Below are 21,410 nucleotides of genomic sequence, written 5' to 3' on the forward strand. Positions count from 1 at the left end.
AGACAGGGAGCTTTTGGTATCTGGAGTGTTGAACTTATCATGATCCAAAAGCTCTTTTTGTTTAGATTGCAGAGATAGCGTTATGTTTTCAAATCTAAGTAAGAGCGTTCGCCAATACATGTTGGTGACTTTTAACTACTGGAACTTCACCATTACTGATGGTGCACTTCGCATGTTGGTGGTTCTGTATTTTTACGACCTTGGCTACAGTTCGTTAGAAATCGCCTCACTGTTCCTTTTCTATGAATTCTTTGGTGTGGTGACTAACCTAATCGGTGGCTGGTTAGGGGCGCGTCTTGGCCTCAATAAGACCATGAACATTGGGTTAGGCATGCAAGTCGTCGCCTTGGGTATGCTCGCGGTGCCAACGGCAATGCTGACCATTCCTTGGGTCATGGCGGCGCAAGCCTTGTCTGGTATCGCTAAAGACCTCAATAAGATGAGTGCCAAGAGCTCAATTAAGACTCTGGTTCCTGATGAACAACAAGGCGCGCTTTATAAGTGGATTGCGATTCTGACCGGATCTAAGAATGCGCTTAAAGGGGCAGGCTTCTTTATTGGTGGTTTACTACTTTCAACGATTGGCTTCCAATACGCTGTGCTTGCGATGGCAGCCGTGTTGGCATTGGTCTTCGTTGGCAGTGTGTTGAGCTTAGAAGCGGACATGGGTAAAGCGAAAACTAAACCTAAGTTTAAACAGATCTTCTCTAAGTCTGAATCCATCAACATCCTATCCGCAGCACGTATGTTCCTGTTTGGCGCTCGTGATGTGTGGTTTGTGATTGCTTTGCCGATTTACCTAGGCAGCGTGTTTGGGTGGGATCACTCATGGGTGGGTGGCTTTTTAGCGGCTTGGACCATCGCATACGGCTTTGTGCAGGGCATTGCACCCAAGATTACTGGTAAAGCACAAGGCAAGGTGCCTGATGGACATGCAGCGCTATTATGGGCGGGGGCGTTGGCTATCGTGACTGCAGGTATTGCCTATGCGGTGCAAATTGGCTGGCAACCCGAGTTCGTTATTATCGGTGGCTTGATGGTGTTTGGTGCCATCTTTGCGGTGAATTCATCGCTGCACTCATACCTTATTGTGAGTTATGCGAAAGGTGATGGCGTTTCTCTTGATGTCGGTTTCTACTACATGGCAAACGCGATGGGCCGTTTGATTGGCACGATATTGTCGGGCTTGGTATTCCAAATGGCCGGTTTGTCTGCGTGTCTGTGGGTTTCCTTCGCATTCTTGGCGATAACGACGGTGATCTCTCTGCGTTTACCGAAAGTGCCGCAAATTTCAGCGGCATAAGCTTCAGCCACATGAGCCTCATTTGTGAGAGCTCAAGTCGCAGAAGCTAGAGTCGTATGAGCTAAATTCGCGATAAGTATCTCCTTTAACACTAAGCTGACTTGGTATTTATTCCGGTCAGCTTTTTTATTGCTATAGTAGAATGATTGAATATTAATCAGGCATTTACATGAAGCAGCGAATTCTCTTTTTTGATTTAGCACGATGTGTCGCGGCCGTAGCGGTTATCGCGATTCATGTTTTGGCGCCTTATCGCAATGAGTTGGGCACTATTCCTTTCGGTGAATGGCTTACTGCCATTACGGTAAACGGTTTCAGCCGCTGGGCAGTACCTGTGTTCATTTTGATTACTGGCGCACTGATGCTCAGTGATCAGCGCCCGTTTGACGCCAAATACTACCTCAAGCGTCGTTTGGGCAAGGTACTGATACCTTTCATTGTCTGGTCGCTTTTCTATACCTATCTGTCGGGCTGGTCAGCAATGGGCTTTGATGCCGACGTCAGTTGGGACGTGTTGCTTAATAGCTACCATCATTACACCTATTACCACCTTGGTTTCTTCTATTACTTCATCCCACTCTATTTTGTGATTCCGTTCTTGCAGATCATGGTTAGAAAGTACGGTGATAGATCGGTCTATGCCTTTACGGCGGTATGGTTGTTCACAACATTGCTGTTCTTACTGAAAATCGATGGCCCTTGGAGTCACGAATTGTGGTTGTACACCGGTTACTTACCATTGGGTTACTTGCTGTATAAGATTGTGCCACTTAACAAGATGACCGTTGGCGTGAGTGTGTTACTGGGTGGGCTAGCGTTACTAACCACGGTTTACATGGTGGTTGATGCAAGCTTGGTAGCAGAAGAGTACACGGTAGGGCGCTGGCTATCTTACAAAACGTTGAATACCGTATTAGCCGCGAGCATGGTGTTCATGGTATGCCGTTACTATGGTGAAGGCCTGTCTGAGAAGAGTAACCAAGTGGTTGGCTTTATCAGTAAGCACAGCTTAGGTATTTACCTGCTGCACCCGATTTTCTTGTGGCCGATGAAAGAGTTTGGTTGGTACCAAGGACATCCGGCATGGGTTATTCCATTATGGATTGTGATCAGCGGAGCTGGCGCATTATGGATGAGCTGGTTGGTGTCTAAGTCAGAGAAAACGCGTTGGTTATTGCCTTAGCGGTGATTGCTAAGGCTTTCTGATGGATTACTTAGGGGAGACAGTTGAAGCGGCTGACGTTTAGCGCTTCAACGCAAAGTGTAAGAACTTATCGCCTTGGTAGGTTAAGGTTCCTTTGTCGCCAGGGTTAAGGGCGTGGAAGTAGTGGATGCCGACTTGGAATTCTCGCTTCGGACCAACCACACCACGTTGAACGTAAATCCAGTACTCTTGATCTTCTTGGCCCGGTTCTGCGTCAGGAAGGTCGATCGATTGTTTGTCTAACACCGTGACATTCACTTTCTTCTCTGGCGCATTTTCACCTTGCGAGTGTTTTCGATAGAAACCAATAAATACCCAAGCCGCTAGAGCAGCGAGAGCAAAGATGGCAAAAAAGAGTGAATTAGGCATATAACCTCCATGTAGTCGTGATGGTTATTCTAGTCTTTCAGGCAATAGGGATATGTGTTTAAAGCCGTTATTCGTGAACTGTTGTAAGCCAAGCTGATTATTTTTCGGCAGACATCACATTTAATGGTCGGTTTGGGATAAAGCATTGTTATTTATTGTCTCTTTCTCTCGTAAATAACAGTGATTTTGTATAAGAATAGGGAAATGCTCGACTAGAATTATAGTGTGGAGTGGGAGGGCCAAGATGACCGATATTGAAAAAGTGGTGACAAGAACTCGCAATATAGAGAAATTATTGAGGCTTCAATATCATGCCGAAGGCGAAGGATTGCATGAGCTTGTAACAAGCTGTGAAGAAAGGCTACCGCACGATATGGTGAGCAAGCTGCGTTATATCGCAACGTGTCGTAACAAGGTAGTCAATGAACATGAGGCTAAGTTGGAAGACCAACATAAGTTCATCATGATGTGTAACGACTGTGAGAAGGAGCTGACTCCACGTAGTGGTCGTTTTATCTGGCGAGTTGCGATCTTACTGATGATGGCAATGACTTTAGCTGCCGCAGGTTTCTATTATGCGAACTGGGATGTGCTAACACTGCATCTGTTTTCGAAGTGAAAAAATTGAACAAAAAAAGGGACGCTCATGGCGTCCCTTTTTTTATCTGTAACTTGCTTAGTACATCATCGGTAGTGTCATTAGACCTACAACTACCGCGATCATTACAAGTCCTTGTCTTTGCGAAGATGAAATCATAACACTACTCCTAAATTTGGTTGTCTCTCGCTATGTTTTAAAGAATAGCACTACTTATGGCTTTAGATCAAGAATTACTTTCGAAAGCTTTAAAAGTAGTAGAAAACTATGAGTTTTTGGCTTGTTTGGCAGTGTTTAACTGTGTTTTATGGTGTGTTCTTATTTTGTTCGTTGTGATTTATGTTTGTTCTAATTTGATTTAACTTGTTGTTTTGTAATGGTTGTTTTGTGTAATTTATATTGTTAAAGGTTGTTAAACTGTATTAATAGGGGCTGGTGGTGGCTAGGTTTGTTTTGGTTGGTTTTTTAAGTTTTCGACTTGGTTTTTGTGGCGGTTTTTACCGGGGGCTTGAAATAACCTGACAAAACTGGGATTTAAAAAAAGAAAACTGGCTACTTTACAAGTCTAGGCTTGGTTGGCGTTTTTATTTCCTTATTAATCTTGAGTTTCTTTGTTTAAGTTATTGTTATTGTTTGATTTAAAGGTGGTTATTTTAATTTTTCAAGTGTGGTATTTGACGGAATTAAGCCGATTTTGGTGAAGTCGATAGGTTAGAATTGGCCAAAACTCAAGTATGGCGACTCTAATGCCAGTTTGAATGGGTTTTATGATGATTCGTTCTAGTTTTAAACGAATGGCCATTGTCATGGTGGTAATTGTTACGACTTCAATCTAAAGAGACTCTTTTTAGTGGAAGCGTAATCAAGATCCAATTTTGAGGCGCTGAGGCTTTACATCAACACTCGTGTGCCTAGACTGGCGACGATTTAAAGCAATAGGGCAAATGGTATGTGGAGTTGGTTGGCGGTTTCCTTGTCTGGTATCGGAGCAATAGCAGGAACGAAACATGGACATATCGGTCAGGCCTTATCGTATAAGGTTTTTACCTATGTATTATTAGCGACCATTGCTTTAACTCAATCTGTCGTTGCTGATTTTACCTATTGGGTCGTTGCTGGGTTGGCGATCTCTGCAATCGCAGATGTCCTTCATACGGTGACTCAAAAGCGTCCTTTGCATTTTGTGTGCTTCTTATTGGCTCAGCTCTGTTACAGCAAAGCATTTTGGTTACAGCTATCAGGAGAAATGGTCTGGTGGTTGTTCGCGCTCCTATTAGCGGCTTGTGTCGTTGCTTTCTTCTTACTTCTGCCTCGCTTAGACAAACTCGTCTTTCCTGTGGTCATCATGGGTATCGTGCTTATTCAGCTTGCATGGGCTTCTGGTGAGCTCTGGTTGCTTGATCCTCAATTGTCACATGCGGTTGGTTTTGCTGGCTGTAGCGTGTTACTACTTTCGGCACTGGCGTATGCGCTAAATTTCTATCGTAGCCCAATCAAAGGTGCCTATTTTTGGGTGACGGGCAGTTACTTTCTCGCACACGCTCTCATTGTTGCTTCCCTTACCATTTAGGGTAGAGCTAGCTTAATTCTGAGCTACATCAAGGCAGCTCAGATGAAAGTAGGTACTCTACGTCTACTTCATTAAACATGAGATAGAGTTATGACTACCGAAATTCATGCACACAATGTTTTAAACCTACTGAGTGAAAAGCCCCTGACCCGTGAAGAGTTGACGCAAGAGCTCGCTCAAACTTACGGCGCAGAAGCTCGCTTCCATACGTGTAAGCTAAATGGTCTGGATTTGGAAGGCCTGCTGAAATTTTTCCTCAAGATGGAAAAGGTCGTAGTTGTTGATGACAAACTTTGCACCAATCGCGAACGCGTGTGTAACCACTAATCTCGAGTAACAACTGGTTCTTTGAGCCCTTTGATTTTTATATAAGAAGAGTGGATGCGATGTTTCGGCTCCACTCTTTAAATTATATCTTCTAGCTTTCTATCTGCTCTCGCAAAATTCCCTTCTAATTACGTAAATTAATCCTTTTATTACTGCGTTCGAAAATCAATGTTGAGGCTGCTATACTCCGCGCACTTACGCTTTTCGAGACAAACTTATGGAAATTTTATCTGCAGCAACCATGCTGTTTCTTATTATGGACCCGCTTGGCAATCTACCAATCGTGCTCTCTATCCTTAAGCATATTGATCCGAAGCGTCGCCGTATTGTTCTTGTTCGTGAACTGATGTTTGCGCTGGTTATCCTGCTGTTGTTCTTGTTTGCTGGTCAAAGCATCATGAACTTCCTGCACGTGCAGCCTGAAACCTTGAGTATCTCTGGCGGTATTATTCTATTCATCATCGCGATTAAGATGATTTTCCCAAGTGCGGGTAGTATTACTGGCCTCGCGGCGGGTGAAGAACCGTTTATTGTGCCAATGGCGATCCCAATGATTGCTGGCCCTTCAGTGATTGCGGCATTGATTCTGTTGTCGACACAGCACCCTGACAATATGTTAGAGCTTTCAGGCGCAGTGATGCTGGCTTGGGGTGCTACCTTCTTTATTCTGATGTTTAATGGCTTCTTCCTGCGAGTGCTGGGAGAGAGAGGTCTTAAAGCCATCGAACGCTTGATGGGCTTGTTGTTGGTTATGCTGTCGACGCAAATGTTCCTCGATGGTGTGAAAGGCTACATGGGCTAACATCAATATCATTGCTGAATAAAAAAACGCCGCTTAAATGAGCGGCGTTTTTGTCTCTACTGTTTCTGTCATGATGTTTTCTGTAGCTAAGCGTTTTATATCTGGGCTTAAGCTCGATTACATCATGTGTTTGCGTCGGATATCGAGTAAGGCGAAGACACCGAAAATCAATATTGACCACTTCTCCCAACGTGACATCTCGATCTTATCGCCGAATGCACCGATGAAAATCAGCATCTGCAGGCCGTGCATGAAGAACAAGAATGCGGTCATGATATAAAGCGCAATCGCAGCATTACCCGGAAACGGGTAGAAAATATTTACGATTAAGATAAACCAAACAAAGGCGATGGCTGCTTTTGCTAGTGGAAGCAAGAACTTCATTCAATAACTCCTATTCTTCAGTGATTCGATTGAACAGTCGGTAGCTTGACTGTCCGGTGGTCTTGTCGCGATGCAATTCCCAGTTCTCTGGCATAGCTTCGAGTTTCAGTTCTTTCTCTGTCTCGACGTAAATGATGGCATTGTCTGCAAGCCAACCGTTACTCTCAAGCAGTTGTACTGTTTCTGCCAGTAAGCCTTTGCGAAATGGTGGATCAAGGAAAACCATATCGTAAGGAGTGCCTGGTTTCTTAAGGAAAGAGATAGCATCAGTATTCACGACATTAATGTTGTCTGCCTTGAGCTCTTTCGCGTTATCAGAAAGCTGTTTAGCCGCCTTTTGATTCATTTCGAGCAGTGTCACCATTTTGGCTTGGCGAGAAGCTGCTTCAAAACCTAGACCGCCAGAACCGGCAAATACATCCAAGCAAGTTGAATGTGGGATATCTTGAGCCACCCAGTTAAAGAGTGTTTCTTTTACTCGGTCAATGGTTGGGCGTAATCCTTCTAAATCATGAACAGGCAGCTTTCTACCTCTCCATGAGCCACTAATAATTCGAACAAAGCCTCCGGATGGCTTTTTTTGTGATGTGTTTTGCTGGCGACGTCTTACCATAGATTTTTTGACCGCTAATAAAGTGATACTATACCGAGCCCAATTTAAGTGGGTTCGTGTATTAAATAAATTTGCAATGACAAAGTGTATCAAGCTAAAAGCAAACTTATCACTGCTTTGTCATTTTTCTTTACTATTCGTTTGTACAAGCTTGTATTGTATAACAATAGCAAAGAGTCGACGTGTATTAAGTCAATACAGCTAATTAGTAGATCTAGGAAACTCCTCTGATGACGGAAAAAAAGAAGCGCGGATTATTATCGTGGCTTGGTTTTGGTGAAGAAGAACAAAGCCCAAAAACTCAGAATGAAGCGAACGTAGAAAGCGTTGAAGATCAAACTGAAGTTGAATCACAAGTTGAGGCTGAACAGGTCGCGCCTGAAGCTGAACAAGTTAAGCCAACTGAATCTGAGCAAGCGCTTGAAGAAGCTCAACAAGAGCAGCAACCTGTCGCAGCAGAAGCAGAAGCAGAAGCAGAAGCAGAAGCAGAACAGGAAGAAGTGGCAGTTCCTCAAGCTAAGGTTGAAGAAGTACAAGAGAAGCCGACAGAAAGCTTCTTTGCTCGTCTTAAGCGCAGCCTAAGCCGCACTAAAGCAAACATCGGTGCTGGTTTCTTTGGTCTGTTCAAAGGCAAGCAAATCGATGAAGACCTGTTTGAAGAGCTAGAAGAGCAACTTCTGATTGCTGACGTGGGTATGAATACCACGGTTAAGATCATTGAAAACCTGACAGAAAAAGCATCTCGCAATGACCTAAAAGACGGTGAAGCGCTTTATGGTCTGCTCAAAGAAGAGATGGCAGACATCTTAAGCCAAGTGGAACAGCCACTGGTTGTTGATACCACTAAAACACCTTACGTTATCTTAATGGTGGGTGTGAACGGTGTAGGTAAGACAACTACGATCGGTAAGCTGGCGAAACAATTCCAAAATGAAGGCAAGAAAGTGATGCTAGCAGCGGGTGATACCTTCCGTGCTGCAGCCGTTGAACAGCTTCAGGTTTGGGGTCAGCGTAACGATGTGCCAGTTATCGCTCAACACACTGGTGCGGACAGTGCGTCTGTTATCTACGATGCGATTGAAGCAGCGAAGGCTCGTGGTGTTGATGTTGTGATTGCTGATACAGCCGGTCGTTTGCAGAACAAGAGCAACCTGATGGAAGAGCTACGCAAGATCGTTCGTGTAATGAAGAAGATTGATGACTCTGCGCCACACGAAATCATGCTAACGCTCGATGCAGGTACAGGTCAGAACGCTATCAGCCAAGCGAAGTTGTTCAGTGAAGTGGCTCCAGTTACGGGTATTACACTGACTAAGCTAGATGGTACGGCGAAAGGTGGTGTAATTTTCTCAATTGCTGACCAGTTCCAGATTCCAATCCGCTACATTGGTGTGGGTGAAGGTATTGATGACCTGCGTCCATTTGAATCTAAAGACTTCATTGAAGCACTATTTAGCCGCGAAGAGTAACGCGAGTAGCAAAGTGGTTTATCCTTAATCTGCTACCGTTTTTAAATTTGATATTAGTGATCGTAAGAGGAATTTTCGGTGATCAAATTTCAGCAAGTGAGTAAAGCCTACCGAGGTGGAAGACAAGCGCTCCAAAAAGTGGACTTTCACCTGAAACGTGGAGAGATGGCTTTTTTGGGTGGGCACTCTGGGGCTGGTAAAAGTACCTTGCTGAAGTTGATCTGCGCGATAGAGCGTCCAACTGATGGACGTGTCTGGTTCAACGATCACGATATCACTCGTATCCCAGCCAAAGACATTCCTTTCTTACGCCGTAATATTGGGATTGTTTTTCAAGACCATCGCCTGCTGATGGACCGTTCGATTTTCGATAACGTCGCTCTGCCTATGCGTATTGAATCTATTTCTGAAAACGAAATAAAACGCCGAGTCAGTGCTGCGTTGGATAAAACCGGTTTATTAGATAAAGCCCGTTGTTTGCCAAGCCAACTTTCTGGTGGTGAACAACAACGCGTGGGTATTGCTCGCGCCGTGGTTAACCGTCCAACTCTGCTTTTAGCCGATGAGCCTACCGGTAATCTAGACCCTGAATTATCTAACCGTGTGTTGCGATTATTTGAAGAATTCAACCGCGCAGGTGTGACGATCATCCTAGCGACGCACGATATCGGGTTAGTGAACACTCGCCCTCAGTACCGCCATCTTGAATTAAACCAAGGATTTTTGAGTGAGGTTGAAGACTATGGCCGCGAATAAGCGCATCAAAAAACCTCAATCTAATCGAGCAGCAAACCGCGCTTCAAGCGACGGCTTCTTTGTTGTTCACTGGAAACAAGCCAAGTCATCGTTCTCGCAAATGTGGCAGCGCCCGTTAGGCAACTTACTGACCCTTGCGGTGATCTCTATGGCGTTGGCGATGCCAGCTTGTTTGTACCTATTAGGTAAAAATGTAGGGGAAGTGGCGCAAGATGTCACTAGCCCGTCACAAATAAGTGCTTATGTAGAGGATGGTATTCCTGAGCCACGAGTAATGGTGCTTAAGGATGAAATCGAAAGTTGGGATCAAGTTGAGCTCGTGGAGTACATTTCTCCGCAGCAAGGGCTTGCAGACCTCAGCCAGTATTCTGGTTTTGAAGACGCCCTAACCATTCTCGACGATTATTCACTGCCAGGTGTGCTGGTGATTACGCCAAGCGTGCACAGCGATACCTTAATTAAAGAGCTGGCAGGCACAGTTAAACAACAAGAATTAGTGACCGATGTTCGCCTAGACGAAGATTGGTTAGCGCGATTAGATGCGATCAAAGCATTAGCGGCTGTCATCGTGATTACCTTAACGGTATTGATGCTGGGCGCGGTATTTCTGATTATCGGCAATACACTACGATTTAATGTGTTGGCGCATAAAGAAGAGATTCAAACCATGAAGCTGATTGGTGCGACCGACAGCTACATTCTTCGACCATACCTTTATGCTGGGATGTGGTTTGGCGTTTTAGGTTCGATTAGCGCTTGGGTAATGACGGCATTGATTACCGTATTGCTGAACAGCGCGGTGGATGATTTGGCTCAGCTATACGACAGCCACTTCCGTTTAATTGGCCTGAGTTGGGATGAATCTTTACTGCTTTTGATCGTCGGAACTCTGCTTGGTAGTGTGGCTGCAAAGCTTTCTGCACAGCGTCACCTAAAAGAAATTGAACCAGTTTAGGTGAATAGAGTCATATTTAGACGAAAAATAGGCACTTCTTAACCAGTTTTTGCCTTGTATAGACGAATTGATTATGCATAATTACTTCCCCCTCCTTGAAACCTGTTCATTTTAGGTTCAAGATTGTAGGGTTTTAATAGATGTATTACTCCAGATCAGAGATTGATGAGGAACCGAATGGCAAACCAAGCGTATCAAATGGCTTTAGTCACACAAGATAGTTTAGATAGCTATATCCGCTCAGCGAACAGCTACCCTATGCTGACTCCTGAAGAGGAACGTGGACTTGCAGAGCGATTACATTACAAAGGTGAGATCGACGCTGCGAAAGGCTTGATCCTTTCCCACCTAAGATTCGTGGTGCACGTTGCAAGAGGCTACTCTGGCTACGGGCTACCAATGGCTGATCTCGTCCAAGAAGGTAACATCGGCTTGATGAAGGCTGTTAAGCGCTTCAATCCAGAAGTTGGTGTTCGTCTCGTCTCGTTTGCTGTTCACTGGATCAAAGCTGAAATCCATGAATACGTTCTACGTAACTGGCGTATCGTTAAAATTGCGACCACTAAGGCACAGCGTAAACTGTTCTTTAACCTTCGTAAGTCTAAAAAGCGTTTGGGTTGGTTCAATAACGGTGAAGTTGAGACGGTTGCTCGTGAACTGGGTGTTGAGCCTTCAGAAGTTCGTGAGATGGAATCTCGCTTAGCAGCACAAGATGCGACGTTTGAAGCGCCTATGGACGATGACGATGGCGGTTCTGCTTACACTGCTCCAGTTTACTACCTAGAAGACAAGGCGTCAGACGTTGCTGAGACGGTTGAAGCGGCTAACTGGGAGTCACACACCAATAATCGCCTAGGGCTAGCACTAGCAAGCTTAGACGAGCGTAGCCAACACATTGTTCGCTCACGTTGGTTAGACGACAACAAGGCAACCCTGCAAGACTTAGCGGATACCTACAGTATATCAGCTGAGCGTGTTCGCCAGTTAGAAAAGAATGCGATGAAGAAATTGAAACAAGCCGTTGGTGATTTCTAATAGCATCTAGTTTCTATTAGCTTCTACTTTCTAGTAGAGCTAACAAATAGCTGAATTTTGAAAAGGCCGAGATCGAGAGATCTCGGCCTTTTTGTTTTGGATCGATTTCTCAACTTTTGCGATCGAAATTTGCAAAATGATTTTGTGGATAACTCTGTGAGAAGTTTATTCGTCAGCTATCTAAAAGCAGTGTGTAGTAAGGCTTTGACGGGGTTTTTCGAGTGGGGATATGTTTCAGTTAACCCACAGTTAGATCAGGATCATTACTACATGTTGTGGATCTATTTTTGAAAAGACACTTTATTCACGCAATTCACAGATTTATCCACAAATGGTGTAAAAGTGATCGCTGGTGGATAACCTTATTAAGTGGATGTGAATGTTAGCCTTGGGATAGGTTACAATGGCAGCAAAGTAAATCAGTATAAAAAGAGAAAGTCATGGACCAGTTTAAACATATCGATGTTAAAGGCGCTCAAGCCCTCATCGAACAAGGCGAAGCTCGACTTGTCGATATACGTGACCCGCAGTCTTTTGCGGTTGCCCACCCAAAAACAGCCTACCACCTGACTAACGATACGATGGTGTCATTCATGGATGAGGTTGAGTTCGAACAACCTATCTTAGTGATGTGCTACCACGGCATCAGTAGCCAAGGTGCGGCACAATATTTAGTGAACCAAGGCTTTGAAGAGGTATATAGTGTTGATGGTGGTTTCGAAGCTTGGCATCGTGCTGAACTTCCAGTGATCGCAGGTTAATGACTTTCATCACCTGAACCGCCTCAAGCATCCCTCATAGAATGAATAGGAAGTAACAATGATTAGATTGATGGTGTTAGACAATCCACGTCTTGCTCAAGCATTTATTGATTATATGGCCTCTCGTCAGATCCCTATTCAGATGTCTCCAGAGGGAGAAGGGCGTTTTGCTCTTTGGCTTCTTGATGGCCAATTTCAGGTTGAAACCGAAGCTGAGCTGAATCGTTTTCTGGCTGAGCCCAATCATAAGCGCTATCAAGCTGCATCTTGGGACATGGCAGAGACCAGAAAGAGCAACTTCCATTACCACACGCCAAGCTTCATGGGCATGATCAAAGCCAAAGCAGGCCCAGTGACACTAAGCCTGATGTTGGTGTGTGTGGTGATTTTTGCGCTGCAACAGATCGGTTTTGGCCAAGCTATTTTCAATGCCCTACATTTCCCAGCGGTGGATGGACAGCAATGGCAGCTGTGGCGTTGGTTGAGTCATGCCGTTCTACATTTCTCTGTTATGCACATCGCATTTAATATTTTGTGGTGGTGGCAGCTAGGTGGAGACATTGAGAAGAAACTTGGCAGCCTCAAGCTACTTCAGATCTTTGCTGTCTCTTCTGCGCTTTCAGGTGCTGGGCAGTATTGGGTTGAAGGGGCGAACTTCGGTGGTTTGTCTGGTGTTGTGTATGCCTTGGTTGGTTACTTATGGGTGGTTGGTGCGAAGGCGCCACAACTTGGTTTAGGTATCCCAAGACAGATTGTCGGCTTTATGTTGGTGTGGTTGGTGCTTGGGTACATGCAGCCATTTATGGCTATCGCCAATACGGCGCATTTAGCTGGTCTAGCCGCTGGTGTGATTATTGGCTTTATCGATGCGATGAAAGCACCAAGCTCGGCAAGAAGCTAATTCATATCTTCTAATGAGTAGCCAAACGATAGAGACAAAAAAAGCGGCCAGATGAGCCGCTTTTTTATTGGGATTCGTTTTACATCATTACTGATAAAGGTATTTGGTAAACAGTAAGTCAGCAATCAGGGTTTTACCTGTCTCTGGAAGCAAAATCTTGTTGAGGTGTTCAACTAAGGATTTTCTTAAGTCTTCACGGCCAGATAGAGATTTAATGGTTTCTTCGTTTTGTTTGCCAAGCAATTCAATCACCGCATCGCGAATCAGTGGTTGGTGATGCTCAATAGCGGCCAAGTCGCTACTATTTGCCACCATGATGTCGAGGCGAACCTGAATGTAGCCCAGTTTTTTACCTTTAGTGTAAAAATTGGTGGTCAGGTCTGGCTCTAGCGTGAAGTAGGCGAGTTTAGCTGCCGACTCCTCTTCCGCGAAACTTGATGCTGAAAAGAGTAGGGTAATCGCAAGAAATATTTGGGCTACATAACGTTTGTGCATATTTGTGACTTTTCTTTAGTTTATTCGCGATATTCGAAACGCATTAGTCTTGTTACAATGAGCGGTCTAAATCTAAATACGTTTACAATTCGAAGAACGCTTTAATTTTGTTCGAAAGTTGAAGCTTTATTGTACGTGTAAAGTCACCTATTGAATACTAGTATGAATCAGCCAATATCGCTGTATCTTAATTCGTTAATGAATGTAGATTGGCAAAGTACAGAAACATTTGATTTTCCTAATGAAACCACCAAAGAGTGGCTGATGGAGCAAGGTTCTCTTTCCCGCAAGTTGGGGAAGTGCTGTCAGCACCTGTCTGTTGAGTTGCTTCATAATCAAGTTGTAGAACGCTCAATGCTGCAACAAGACGAGGAACATCTTTTATCATCGTTTGATTGCTTACTGCGTAAAGTGATTTTAAAGGGTGATGACGAACCGTGGGTGTTAGGTCGAACCTTGATTCCCCGAGTCACATTAGAAGATCATCAGCACTCAGACCTTTCTCAACAAGGTAATGTTCCGCTTGGATTGACCGTTTTTAGTGCTGAGAACGTGGAGCGAGATGCGCTGCAAGTTGGTTGGGTTATCGCAGGCGATGAGCGATTACTCGCGCGTCGTTCTCGATTATGGATGAACCATAAACCGATGCTTGTGGCAGAACTGTTTTTACCAACATCACCCATTTACTCTAAGGAGAGTGTGTAAATGCTTGCCACCAAAGCGAAGGCGTATTGGCAATTAACGCGAATGAATCGCCCGATTGGTACCCTATTACTCCTTTGGCCGACCTTGTGGTCACTGATTATCGCCGCACAAGGTATGCCTGATTTTGATGTCTTGGTTGTTTTTGTACTCGGCGTGGTGTTGATGCGTTCAGCTGGCTGTGTGATCAATGACTTTGCGGACCGTAAAGTAGATGGTCATGTTAAACGTACCAAGCAGCGTCCACTGCCGTCTGGTTTGGTTTCCAGTAAGGAAGCGATTCTGCTCTTTTTAGTGCTAGCCGTAGTTTCATTCTTGCTGGTACTCACCATGAATCCACTGACCATTAAACTCTCATTTATTGGTGTGGGTCTGGCGTTCATTTACCCTTTCATGAAGCGTTTTACGCATCTTCCACAGTTGTTTCTTGGCTTAGCGTTTAGTTGGGCGATACCAATGGCTTGGGCTGCACAAACCAATGAACTACCAAGTATTGTTTGGTTTATCTTCGTTATTAATGCTTTGTGGACGGTTGCTTACGACACGCAATATGCGATGGTAGACCGAGATGATGACCTGAAGATTGGTATTAAATCGACGGCTATTTTATTTGGTCGCTTCGATAAGCTTATCGTCGGCTCTTTGCAACTTGTTACTCTAGCGATGCTGATTGTGTTAGGTATGCACTACCAATTGGGTGATACTTTCTATTGGGCATTGTTAGCCGCAGGCAGCTTGTTTGTGTACCAACAACATTTGATGCGGCATCGTGACCGAGACTTATGTTTTCAAGCTTTTCTAAATAACAACTATGTTGGTATGGCCGTAACGGTCGGTTTGTTCGTTACCTTCTGGTAAGCATCAGTTTTTATCAAACGAATATTCAAGAAAAAGGCACCCAGTGGGTGCCTTTTTTGATCGCGTTGAATCTGCTATCAGAGCCCTGCTATATACAGGAATTACTCGACTTGGTGAATACTCTCTTGAATAGTCAGACGGACTTCTGGGTAAAGCATCGAGTAAAGAAGCTTAGCGAATTGCTGAGTCTTCTCTAAATCGCAGTTGCCGTCGTTATCTAGGTACTGTTGCTGCTTCAACGTTGCGAACATAGAAGCAAACACACCTTTATCGAAGAATTCGGGAGCATTGATACCATGCAATCGACCAAGTCGCTGTGCGATGTCTTGGCTTTTCTGCTCAAGGTCAGATTTGTCCAGTTCCGGATTCTCTGCCAGCAAGTTTAGAGCAATAGAGTAGCGCTGTAGCGTTTCTGAAATCGTACGGCCTAACAGCATAAGAGCTTGGCTGTTCGATTGGTTGATCGTCACTTCATTGTCAGACACAACAATCATGCCCTGGCTAACAAGTTCATCAATGATGTTTGATACTACGCCTTCAAGCTGTGATTCGTCGTAGCTTAAGAACAGCTCTTTCTTTAAGAACGGATAAATTGCTGCAACATTCTTTTGAATCGCTTCAATCGATAAACCGCGCTGACGAATGGTCATCTGGGCAATTAAAGATGGCAGAGCGAACAAGTGAATGATGTTGTTTCGGTAGTAGGTCATCAGAATTGACTGGTGACGGTCTAGCGAAATAATGTCGCCCATTGAGTCTGATTCAATTAGGAACTTGTTCAGCGATTCAGCGTGTTTTACCAGATCTTCAGCACTGTCTTTTGGTACCGTAAATGTATCAGAGTAAGGTACGTTCTTAAGCAGAGACAGGTAACAGTTGATCTGAGAAACCAAAGAATCACGAGACAATGCACGCTGTCTTGAAGCCAGTAACGCCGTTGCACAAAGTGTTAGTGCGTTGGTCGCTGCCGCATCGTTAATGTGTGTCATCATTTTGGTTGCCAGGTCATTGACCACTGGATTCATCCATTGTGGCTTGCTGGTTCCCATTGGATCGATATCTTTAGTCCACTCTGGAGCGTGCTCGTTCAGATATTGGTTAAGCTGAATCGGCTCACCAAAGTTCACGTAGCCTTTACCAAAATTGCGCAGTTTACGGAGCGTACGAATCACTAGGCTCGCATTTTCTTTTTCTTTGCGCTTACCACGAAGTTCTTTTGCGTAGGTCGCCACTTCCATTACGTGCTCATAGCCGATGTACACAGGTACTAACGTCACTGGACGGTTCATGCCGCGCAGCATAGCCTGAATAGTCATCGCCAACATGCCGGTTTTAGCTTGTAGCAGGCGACCTGTACGAGAGCGACCACCTTCACTGAAATACTCGACCGAGTAACCTTTGGCGAACAATTCCGCCAGATATTCACGGAAAATAGTCGAGTACAGCTTGTTGCCTTTGAAGCTACGACGAATAAAGAACGCACCACCATGACGGAAAATAGGACCGGCAGGGAAGAAGTTCAGATTGATACCCGCAGCGATATGCGGCGGCACCATGCCTTCATGATAAAGCACATAAGAAAGCAGTAAGTAGTCCATGTGGCTACGGTGACAAGGCACGTAAACAATCTCGTGACCATCTTGAGCCAACTTACGAACCGTTGAAGCGTTGCTGATATGCAGGCCTTGGTACAACTTATTCCACAGCCAACCAAGAATCTTCTCACCACGCTTGATCAGCGAGTAAGAGAAGTTCGCAGCAATCTCGTCCATAATGTCTTGAGCTTCTTTGCTCGCTTTCTCGATCGAGATGTTCTTTGCTTGTGCTTCGTCTTCAATCGCTTTTTTGATCGCTTCTGATTTTAACAGGCGATCAAACAGAGCTTGGCGGCTTGGCAGGTTAGGGCCTGATGCTGCAAGCTTTTGGCGAGAGAAGTGAATACGTGCCACGCGCGCCAGTTTGTGCGCGATGGTGCTGTCGGTGCCGTGTGAGTTGGCCATGTAACGCAGAGAAACCACAGGACTAAATCGAACCAAGCAGTCACGACCGGCTAGCAATACCGCTTTTGATTTCTCTAAGCCGTTCATTGCCTGTAGGTAAGGCTTCTGGTTATTCTCTTTACCAGGTTTGCGCCCCCACAAAACGGTAGCAGGGATAACTTGAACATCGAGTTCAGAGTCGTCGGCGTGCAGTGAAAGCAATTCAGAGAACACTTCAATTGAAGAGCTTGGTACATAATCATCGTCTTGCAGCAGAGTTTTGCGAGAAGAGATGAAAACGTAGCGTTGCAGTGATTTGCCGTTGATTTCAAGCTTGCTCAACGGATCAGGTAGGCCTAATTCAAGTGCATGTTTTTGCAATGTAAGAATGTCGACACTTGAGCGAAACGGTAAGGCGTATACAATCGGTTTGCTCAAATCAATGTTCAAATCCTCAACAGGGTTTGAAGGAATTGATGTGCCCTTTACCAATACGGATAAAGGTAGCTTCATTAATGAACGTGAAAAAGATTGTCCAGAAGACATATAGGTTCACTGCCTCAATAGTTATTTCAATGTGCTGAAGCGTATCTCTATTTCTCTGATAAAAAGGATAAATCCTATGAGTGAAATAGGGATAAGCCTAGGCGTAAATTTAATCGATGTAAGAATACCAGAAACTGGTCTAACCTTTTAATGGAAATAGTCATATTGCCGTTAAGTTTGTGGAAAATCATTCATCGACTGATTGAGTATAGGGTTAAAAATGACCAAAAAATCAAACACCGGATTCAAACGCATCATCAAAGCAGCAGGCTTTTCATGGCAAGGCATTACGAGTTCGTTTAAAAATGAGGCTGCATTTCGACAGGAAGTGTTCATGGCGGTCGTGCTTATTCCGTTGGCATTTTACCTAGATGTAAGCCAAGTTGAACGAATCTTAATGATCTCATCGGTGGTATTGGTGATGGTTGTCGAGCTAATCAATACCGCGATTGAAGCGGTTGTCGACCGAATCGGCAGTGAACATCATGAGCTTTCTGGGATGGCTAAAGATGTCGGTTCGGCAGCAGTTTTCATCTGTTTGGCACTCGCAGGTTATGTGTGGCTAGAGATCCTGTTTTTGTAATTTGCTAAAAATGAACTAAAAACAACCAATTGCTTTGCTTTTGTTCAGTTACTGGATATACTCACAGTCAACTGTATAAAAAGACAGGTGAATCATGAAGCCGTTAACGCCCCGCCAGCAACAAGTCTTTGACCTTATCAAAGGTAAGATCGAAGATTCCGGTATGCCACCGACACGTGCAGAAATCGCGCGTGAACTAGGCTTCCGTTCTGCTAATGCTGCAGAAGAACATTTGAAAGCTCTTGCTCGTAAAGAAGCGATTGAGATTATCCCGGGTGCGTCTCGCGGTATTCGTATTTTGCTTGAAGATGCAGCAAACGAAGAGCAAGGTTTACCATTAATCGGTCAGGTTGCCGCTGGTGAGCCTATCTTGGCTCAAGAGCATGTAGAAATGCATTACCAAGTTGATCCAGGCATGTTTAAACCACAAGCTGACTTCTTACTTCGTGTAAATGGCGAAAGTATGAAAGACATCGGTATTATGGATGGTGATTTATTAGCTGTTCATAAAACACAAGATGTACGCGATGGTCAGGTTGTAGTGGCTCGTGTCGATGATGATGTAACGGTAAAACGCCTAGAACGTAAAGGTTCAACGGTTCTGTTACATGCTGAAAATGAAGAGTTTTCTCCAATCCATGTCGATCTAGAATCTCAACACTTGTCTATTGAAGGGCTTGCGGTTGGTATTATTCGCAACACCGACTGGATGTAGTCAGTACAAACAGCTTATTGATATTTATTCTCAATAACTTGTCATTGTAATTGATATTCATTATCATCTTCTTTGTCGAGATACAAGGAAGATGATGATGCCAAACCCAACCAAACCTCAAATGAAGCCGCTTACTCGTAAGCCGCGCTCCTCTGTTCAAAAGGCTTCTTCTGAACAAGGGTCTGCACATCAAGAATTCCAAGTTCCGACGAACCTCGTTCAGCATCTTTGGTTTCGTAGCCGTGAAAGCCTAGCCGATGATGGTCTCGTTTATGACCCCATCGCAGCTCAAGCCTGCAAGCGTTGCCAGCTCGCACCTGAATGTCTTACTGGCGAGCTAGACCAACAACAACTTCTCTACGCAACACTGACTCAACTTTGTGACTCTCAAGTTCAGCAATTTCTATCTCACAACCCAGATGCTTGGATCATCAATGTTGGAGCAGGGCTCGATACCCGCTTCTACCGTTTAGATAATGGACGCTGCCATTGGGTTGAGCTGGATGTCACGGAAAACCTTGTGTGGCGCCAACGTCTGTTCCACAAAAATGAACGCTATCGTTTGGAGTGTGGTTCTGTCGATGACCTGACTTGGTTGGATGAACTCAATATTCCAGAACAAGCCTCGGTGATGGTGGTGTGTGAACATGCTCTGCTGGATTGCAATGAACAGCAAACCGCGCACTTTATTCAATCGCTGAGCCGTTACTTTACTCATGCGCATGCGTGTTTAGTCTTAGCTGGAGATAAAAGCTCAAGTACGTTGGGGCAAAAACTTGGTTCAGGAAAGTATGCGCATGGCCTATCTTCTCCAATAGACAGTGTTCTCAATTGGTTGCCATGGGCACAATGGGTAAAAGCGTTTTCTCCACTAGACCAAAAATGCAACCGTTGGAAATTGTGGCAGCGACTTCTTTGTAAGATCTCTCAGGTCAAAAAGCGTTTAACGCCGCAGTTAGTGCTCGTTAAGTGGTAATCCTAGGTGTTTTGTATTTCGAGTAACTGAGTACATAGCCGGTATAAGTAAAATTCCACAACATAGTGAAAGCCCACCCACTAGGTTAAACTATCGCCTCTAATCTAAGAGGTGATCGTGAAGTTATTTAATCCCCAAACTATTTTTCAAACGCTATCCAATCAGGCGATGCATAAAAAAGTGCTGTTGCTCGCGATCCCGATGGTTCTCTCTAATATTACTGTTCCACTGTTGGGCTTAGTCGATGCGGCGGTTATCGGTCACCTAGAGCACTCTTGGTATTTAGGTGGTGTGGCGCTGGGCGGCACAATGATCAGCGTGACCTTTTGGTTGCTTGGTTTCCTGCGTATGTCGACAACAGGGCTAGCTGCACAATCTTATGGTGCGAATGATGGCAAGCAACTAGGCTTAGTTTTTGTGCAAGGCGTGACCATGGCCTTAGGGTTTGCTGGTGTCTTTTTACTTTTACACAGTTTAGTCGCCGATTTAGTTTTCTCATTGAGTAGCGCCAGTGATCAAGTTAAGCACTATGGTCAGCAATATTTCTCAATCCGCGCTTGGAGTGCACCTGCCGCGCTGACTAACTTTGTGATTCTAGGTTGGCTGCTCGGGACTCAAAACGCCAAAGCGCCAATGTGGATGGTGATCATCACCAATATCACCAATATCGTTTTGGATATCGTTTTTGTTATCGGCTTAGGGTGGCAAGTGGAAGGTGCTGCATTGGCATCTGTAATGGCTGATTATGCCGGTCTAACATTTGGCCTAATTTGTGTTTACCGAATCTGGGCGAAGAAGCAGTTACCATCGCCATGGGATCTGCTTAAGAAAACCAGCCAAGGTTTGAGTCGTTTCGTGAAATTGAATCGCGATATCTTTCTTCGTTCATTATGCCTACAAGCGACTTTCACTTTCATGACCTTCCAAGGTGCAAGCTTTGGCGATGATGTTGTTGCGGCCAATGCCGTGTTGATGAGTTTCTTGATGATCATCTCTTATGGGATGGATGGCTTTGCCTACGCAATGGAAGCGATGGTCGGTAAGGCGATAGGCGCGAAAGACAAAGATGAGCTGAACCAGTCATTGATTGGAACTTTCTTCTGGAGCTTCAATATTTGTTTGGTACTGACCATAGTGTTCGCACTCGTTGGCTCGAGCTTAATCAATATGATCACCACAATCCCAGACGTGAAGAGTCAAGCCGAGGTGTATTTACCGTGGTTAGTCGCAATGCCATTGGTGTCTATGTGGTGCTTCTTGTTGGATGGTATTTTTGTTGGAGCAACCAAGGGCAAGGATATGCGCAATAGTATGTTTGTTGCGACCTGCAGTTTCTTCGCGATTTTCTATTTAGCATCAGGTTTAGAGAACCATGCACTGTGGCTAGCGATGCTGAGCTTTATGGCAATGCGCGGAATTGGTCTTGGTGTGTTGTTTGTTTCTCAGTGGAAGAAAGGGGAGTTTCTCGCTTAGCTCGAGGGCTCTGTTTGTGGAGAGTAAATGAGGCTG

The 21,410-nt window shown here is 44.7% G+C and carries 23 protein-coding genes; 18 read left to right on the forward strand and 5 right to left on the reverse strand.

Going from position 1 to position 21,410, the window contains the following annotated elements; translation table 11 throughout:
- Window positions 1–82: 82 nt before the first annotated feature.
- Window positions 83–1,303, forward strand: coding sequence for an organoarsenical effux MFS transporter ArsJ (gene arsJ, locus A136_RS01390; protein WP_029235159.1), 1,221 nt, complete (start codon window positions 83–85; stop codon window positions 1,301–1,303).
- Window positions 1,304–1,472: 169 nt separating this feature from the next.
- Window positions 1,473–2,486, forward strand: coding sequence for an acyltransferase (locus A136_RS01395; protein WP_017061031.1), 1,014 nt, complete (start codon window positions 1,473–1,475; stop codon window positions 2,484–2,486).
- Between the two features lie 60 nt (window positions 2,487–2,546).
- Here the strand turns inward: A136_RS01395 and A136_RS01400 are convergent, their stop codons facing one another.
- Window positions 2,547–2,876, reverse strand: a complete 330-nt coding sequence (locus A136_RS01400; RefSeq protein WP_017061032.1) for a DUF2500 domain-containing protein — start codon at window positions 2,874–2,876, stop codon at window positions 2,547–2,549.
- A 244-nt stretch (window positions 2,877–3,120) separates the two neighbouring features.
- On the opposite strand from A136_RS01400, the gene A136_RS01405 reads away from it, so the two are divergent.
- The 4 genes from A136_RS01405 (at window position 3,121) to A136_RS01420 (ending at window position 6,173) form a co-directional block, all read left to right on the forward strand.
- Window positions 3,121–3,495 carry a hypothetical protein gene (locus A136_RS01405; RefSeq protein WP_004736595.1) on the forward strand — a complete coding sequence of 125 codons (375 nt, stop codon included), beginning with the start codon at window positions 3,121–3,123 and terminating at the stop codon, window positions 3,493–3,495.
- 928 nt (window positions 3,496–4,423) lie between these two features.
- A complete protein-coding gene (locus tag A136_RS01410; protein WP_017063766.1) occupies window positions 4,424–5,044 on the forward strand; it encodes a lysoplasmalogenase in 621 nt (206 codons plus the stop codon).
- 90 nt (window positions 5,045–5,134) lie between these two features.
- Complete coding sequence (locus A136_RS01415; RefSeq protein WP_017063767.1) at window positions 5,135–5,371, forward strand: YecH family metal-binding protein; 237 nt, start codon at window positions 5,135–5,137, stop codon at window positions 5,369–5,371.
- A gap of 217 nt (window positions 5,372–5,588) precedes the next feature.
- The gene (locus A136_RS01420; protein ID WP_017063768.1) at window positions 5,589–6,173 is read left to right on the forward strand and encodes a YhgN family NAAT transporter; all 585 of its coding nucleotides are present in this window, start codon (window positions 5,589–5,591) and stop codon (window positions 6,171–6,173) included.
- A gap of 117 nt (window positions 6,174–6,290) precedes the next feature.
- Here A136_RS01420 and A136_RS01425 read toward each other — a convergent pair whose 3' ends face one another.
- Together A136_RS01425 and rsmD are read right to left on the reverse strand one after the other, a co-directional pair.
- Complete coding sequence (locus A136_RS01425) at window positions 6,291–6,557, reverse strand: DUF1145 domain-containing protein (RefSeq protein ID WP_016784000.1); 267 nt, start codon at window positions 6,555–6,557, stop codon at window positions 6,291–6,293.
- Window positions 6,558–6,567: 10 nt separating this feature from the next.
- The gene (gene rsmD, locus A136_RS01430) at window positions 6,568–7,170 is read right to left on the reverse strand and encodes a 16S rRNA (guanine(966)-N(2))-methyltransferase RsmD (protein ID WP_017061036.1); all 603 of its coding nucleotides are present in this window, start codon (window positions 7,168–7,170) and stop codon (window positions 6,568–6,570) included.
- Between the two features lie 230 nt (window positions 7,171–7,400).
- Here rsmD and ftsY point away from each other — a divergent pair, with 230 nt between their 5' ends.
- The 6 genes from ftsY to glpG all read left to right on the forward strand — a co-directional run bounded on the left by ftsY (window position 7,401) and on the right by glpG (window position 13,047).
- Window positions 7,401–8,639 carry a signal recognition particle-docking protein FtsY gene (gene ftsY, locus A136_RS01435; RefSeq protein WP_017063769.1) on the forward strand — a complete coding sequence of 413 codons (1,239 nt, stop codon included), beginning with the start codon at window positions 7,401–7,403 and terminating at the stop codon, window positions 8,637–8,639.
- Between the two features lie 78 nt (window positions 8,640–8,717).
- Window positions 8,718–9,395: a cell division ATP-binding protein FtsE gene (gene ftsE / locus A136_RS01440; RefSeq protein WP_004736585.1), complete on the forward strand. Its 678-nt coding sequence runs from the start codon at window positions 8,718–8,720 to the stop codon at window positions 9,393–9,395.
- Entirely contained in the window at window positions 9,382–10,350 is a 969-nt protein-coding gene (gene ftsX / locus A136_RS01445) for a permease-like cell division protein FtsX (RefSeq protein WP_017061038.1), read from the forward strand. Before ftsE ends, ftsX begins: the two co-directional genes overlap by 14 nt.
- Window positions 10,351–10,527: 177 nt before the next feature.
- On the forward strand, window positions 10,528–11,385 hold the full coding sequence (gene rpoH, locus A136_RS01450; protein ID WP_017055518.1) for an RNA polymerase sigma factor RpoH: 858 nt from the start codon (window positions 10,528–10,530) through the stop codon (window positions 11,383–11,385).
- A gap of 440 nt (window positions 11,386–11,825) precedes the next feature.
- Window positions 11,826–12,146, forward strand: a complete 321-nt coding sequence (glpE, locus tag A136_RS01455) for a thiosulfate sulfurtransferase GlpE (protein WP_017061039.1) — start codon at window positions 11,826–11,828, stop codon at window positions 12,144–12,146.
- Between the two features lie 58 nt (window positions 12,147–12,204).
- Window positions 12,205–13,047: a rhomboid family intramembrane serine protease GlpG gene (gene glpG / locus A136_RS01460; RefSeq protein ID WP_017063770.1), complete on the forward strand. Its 843-nt coding sequence runs from the start codon at window positions 12,205–12,207 to the stop codon at window positions 13,045–13,047.
- A gap of 87 nt (window positions 13,048–13,134) precedes the next feature.
- Here the strand turns inward: glpG and A136_RS01465 are convergent, their stop codons facing one another.
- The gene (locus tag A136_RS01465) at window positions 13,135–13,542 is read right to left on the reverse strand and encodes a flagellar basal body-associated protein FliL (RefSeq protein ID WP_017063771.1); all 408 of its coding nucleotides are present in this window, start codon (window positions 13,540–13,542) and stop codon (window positions 13,135–13,137) included.
- A gap of 162 nt (window positions 13,543–13,704) precedes the next feature.
- Between A136_RS01465 and A136_RS01470 the strand changes: the two genes are divergently transcribed.
- Both A136_RS01470 and ubiA read left to right on the forward strand, forming a co-directional pair.
- Entirely contained in the window at window positions 13,705–14,247 is a 543-nt protein-coding gene (locus tag A136_RS01470; RefSeq protein ID WP_164091128.1) for a chorismate lyase, read from the forward strand.
- Complete coding sequence (gene ubiA, locus A136_RS01475) at window positions 14,248–15,102, forward strand: 4-hydroxybenzoate octaprenyltransferase (protein WP_017063773.1); 855 nt, start codon at window positions 14,248–14,250, stop codon at window positions 15,100–15,102.
- Between the two features lie 101 nt (window positions 15,103–15,203).
- Here the strand turns inward: ubiA and plsB are convergent, their stop codons facing one another.
- Window positions 15,204–17,627 carry a glycerol-3-phosphate 1-O-acyltransferase PlsB gene (plsB, locus tag A136_RS01480; protein ID WP_017063774.1) on the reverse strand — a complete coding sequence of 808 codons (2,424 nt, stop codon included), beginning with the start codon at window positions 17,625–17,627 and terminating at the stop codon, window positions 15,204–15,206.
- Window positions 17,628–17,847: 220 nt separating this feature from the next.
- Between plsB and A136_RS01485 the strand changes: the two genes are divergently transcribed.
- From A136_RS01485 to dinF, 4 genes are all read left to right on the forward strand, one after another.
- Window positions 17,848–18,210, forward strand: a complete 363-nt coding sequence (locus A136_RS01485; protein ID WP_017061045.1) for a diacylglycerol kinase — start codon at window positions 17,848–17,850, stop codon at window positions 18,208–18,210.
- A gap of 94 nt (window positions 18,211–18,304) precedes the next feature.
- Window positions 18,305–18,925 (forward strand): transcriptional repressor LexA, encoded by a 621-nt coding sequence (gene lexA / locus A136_RS01490; RefSeq protein ID WP_019820514.1) that lies wholly within the window; start codon window positions 18,305–18,307, stop codon window positions 18,923–18,925.
- A gap of 97 nt (window positions 18,926–19,022) precedes the next feature.
- A complete protein-coding gene (locus A136_RS01495) occupies window positions 19,023–19,901 on the forward strand; it encodes a class I SAM-dependent methyltransferase (protein ID WP_017063775.1) in 879 nt (292 codons plus the stop codon).
- A 117-nt stretch (window positions 19,902–20,018) separates the two neighbouring features.
- The gene (gene dinF, locus A136_RS01500) at window positions 20,019–21,374 is read left to right on the forward strand and encodes an MATE family efflux transporter DinF (RefSeq protein ID WP_017063776.1); all 1,356 of its coding nucleotides are present in this window, start codon (window positions 20,019–20,021) and stop codon (window positions 21,372–21,374) included.
- The last annotated feature ends 36 nt before the right edge of the window (window positions 21,375–21,410 follow it).

Origin of the sequence: Vibrio crassostreae 9ZC13 (assembly GCF_000272045.2) — a bacterium.
Classification (GTDB): Bacteria; Pseudomonadota; Gammaproteobacteria; order Enterobacterales; family Vibrionaceae; genus Vibrio; species Vibrio crassostreae_C.

Coding starts and splice junctions, on each gene's coding strand:
- arsJ (WP_029235159.1), top strand. CDS start 83: ATGTTTTCAAATCTAAGTAAGAGCGTTCGCCAATACATGTTGGTGACT.
- A136_RS01395 (WP_017061031.1), top strand. CDS start 1,473: ATGAAGCAGCGAATTCTCTTTTTTGATTTAGCACGATGTGTCGCGGCC.
- A136_RS01400 (WP_017061032.1), bottom strand. CDS start 2,876: ATGCCTAATTCACTCTTTTTTGCCATCTTTGCTCTCGCTGCTCTAGCG.
- A136_RS01405 (WP_004736595.1), top strand. CDS start 3,121: ATGACCGATATTGAAAAAGTGGTGACAAGAACTCGCAATATAGAGAAA.
- A136_RS01410 (WP_017063766.1), top strand. CDS start 4,424: ATGTGGAGTTGGTTGGCGGTTTCCTTGTCTGGTATCGGAGCAATAGCA.
- A136_RS01415 (WP_017063767.1), top strand. CDS start 5,135: ATGACTACCGAAATTCATGCACACAATGTTTTAAACCTACTGAGTGAA.
- A136_RS01420 (WP_017063768.1), top strand. CDS start 5,589: ATGGAAATTTTATCTGCAGCAACCATGCTGTTTCTTATTATGGACCCG.
- A136_RS01425 (WP_016784000.1), bottom strand. CDS start 6,557: ATGAAGTTCTTGCTTCCACTAGCAAAAGCAGCCATCGCCTTTGTTTGG.
- rsmD (WP_017061036.1), bottom strand. CDS start 7,170: ATGGTAAGACGTCGCCAGCAAAACACATCACAAAAAAAGCCATCCGGA.
- ftsY (WP_017063769.1), top strand. CDS start 7,401: ATGACGGAAAAAAAGAAGCGCGGATTATTATCGTGGCTTGGTTTTGGT.
- ftsX (WP_017061038.1), top strand. CDS start 9,382: ATGGCCGCGAATAAGCGCATCAAAAAACCTCAATCTAATCGAGCAGCA.
- rpoH (WP_017055518.1), top strand. CDS start 10,528: ATGGCAAACCAAGCGTATCAAATGGCTTTAGTCACACAAGATAGTTTA.
- glpE (WP_017061039.1), top strand. CDS start 11,826: ATGGACCAGTTTAAACATATCGATGTTAAAGGCGCTCAAGCCCTCATC.
- glpG (WP_017063770.1), top strand. CDS start 12,205: ATGATTAGATTGATGGTGTTAGACAATCCACGTCTTGCTCAAGCATTT.
- A136_RS01465 (WP_017063771.1), bottom strand. CDS start 13,542: ATGCACAAACGTTATGTAGCCCAAATATTTCTTGCGATTACCCTACTC.
- A136_RS01470 (WP_164091128.1), top strand. CDS start 13,705: ATGAATCAGCCAATATCGCTGTATCTTAATTCGTTAATGAATGTAGAT.
- ubiA (WP_017063773.1), top strand. CDS start 14,248: ATGCTTGCCACCAAAGCGAAGGCGTATTGGCAATTAACGCGAATGAAT.
- plsB (WP_017063774.1), bottom strand. CDS start 17,627: ATGTCTTCTGGACAATCTTTTTCACGTTCATTAATGAAGCTACCTTTA.
- A136_RS01485 (WP_017061045.1), top strand. CDS start 17,848: ATGACCAAAAAATCAAACACCGGATTCAAACGCATCATCAAAGCAGCA.
- lexA (WP_019820514.1), top strand. CDS start 18,305: ATGAAGCCGTTAACGCCCCGCCAGCAACAAGTCTTTGACCTTATCAAA.
- A136_RS01495 (WP_017063775.1), top strand. CDS start 19,023: ATGCCAAACCCAACCAAACCTCAAATGAAGCCGCTTACTCGTAAGCCG.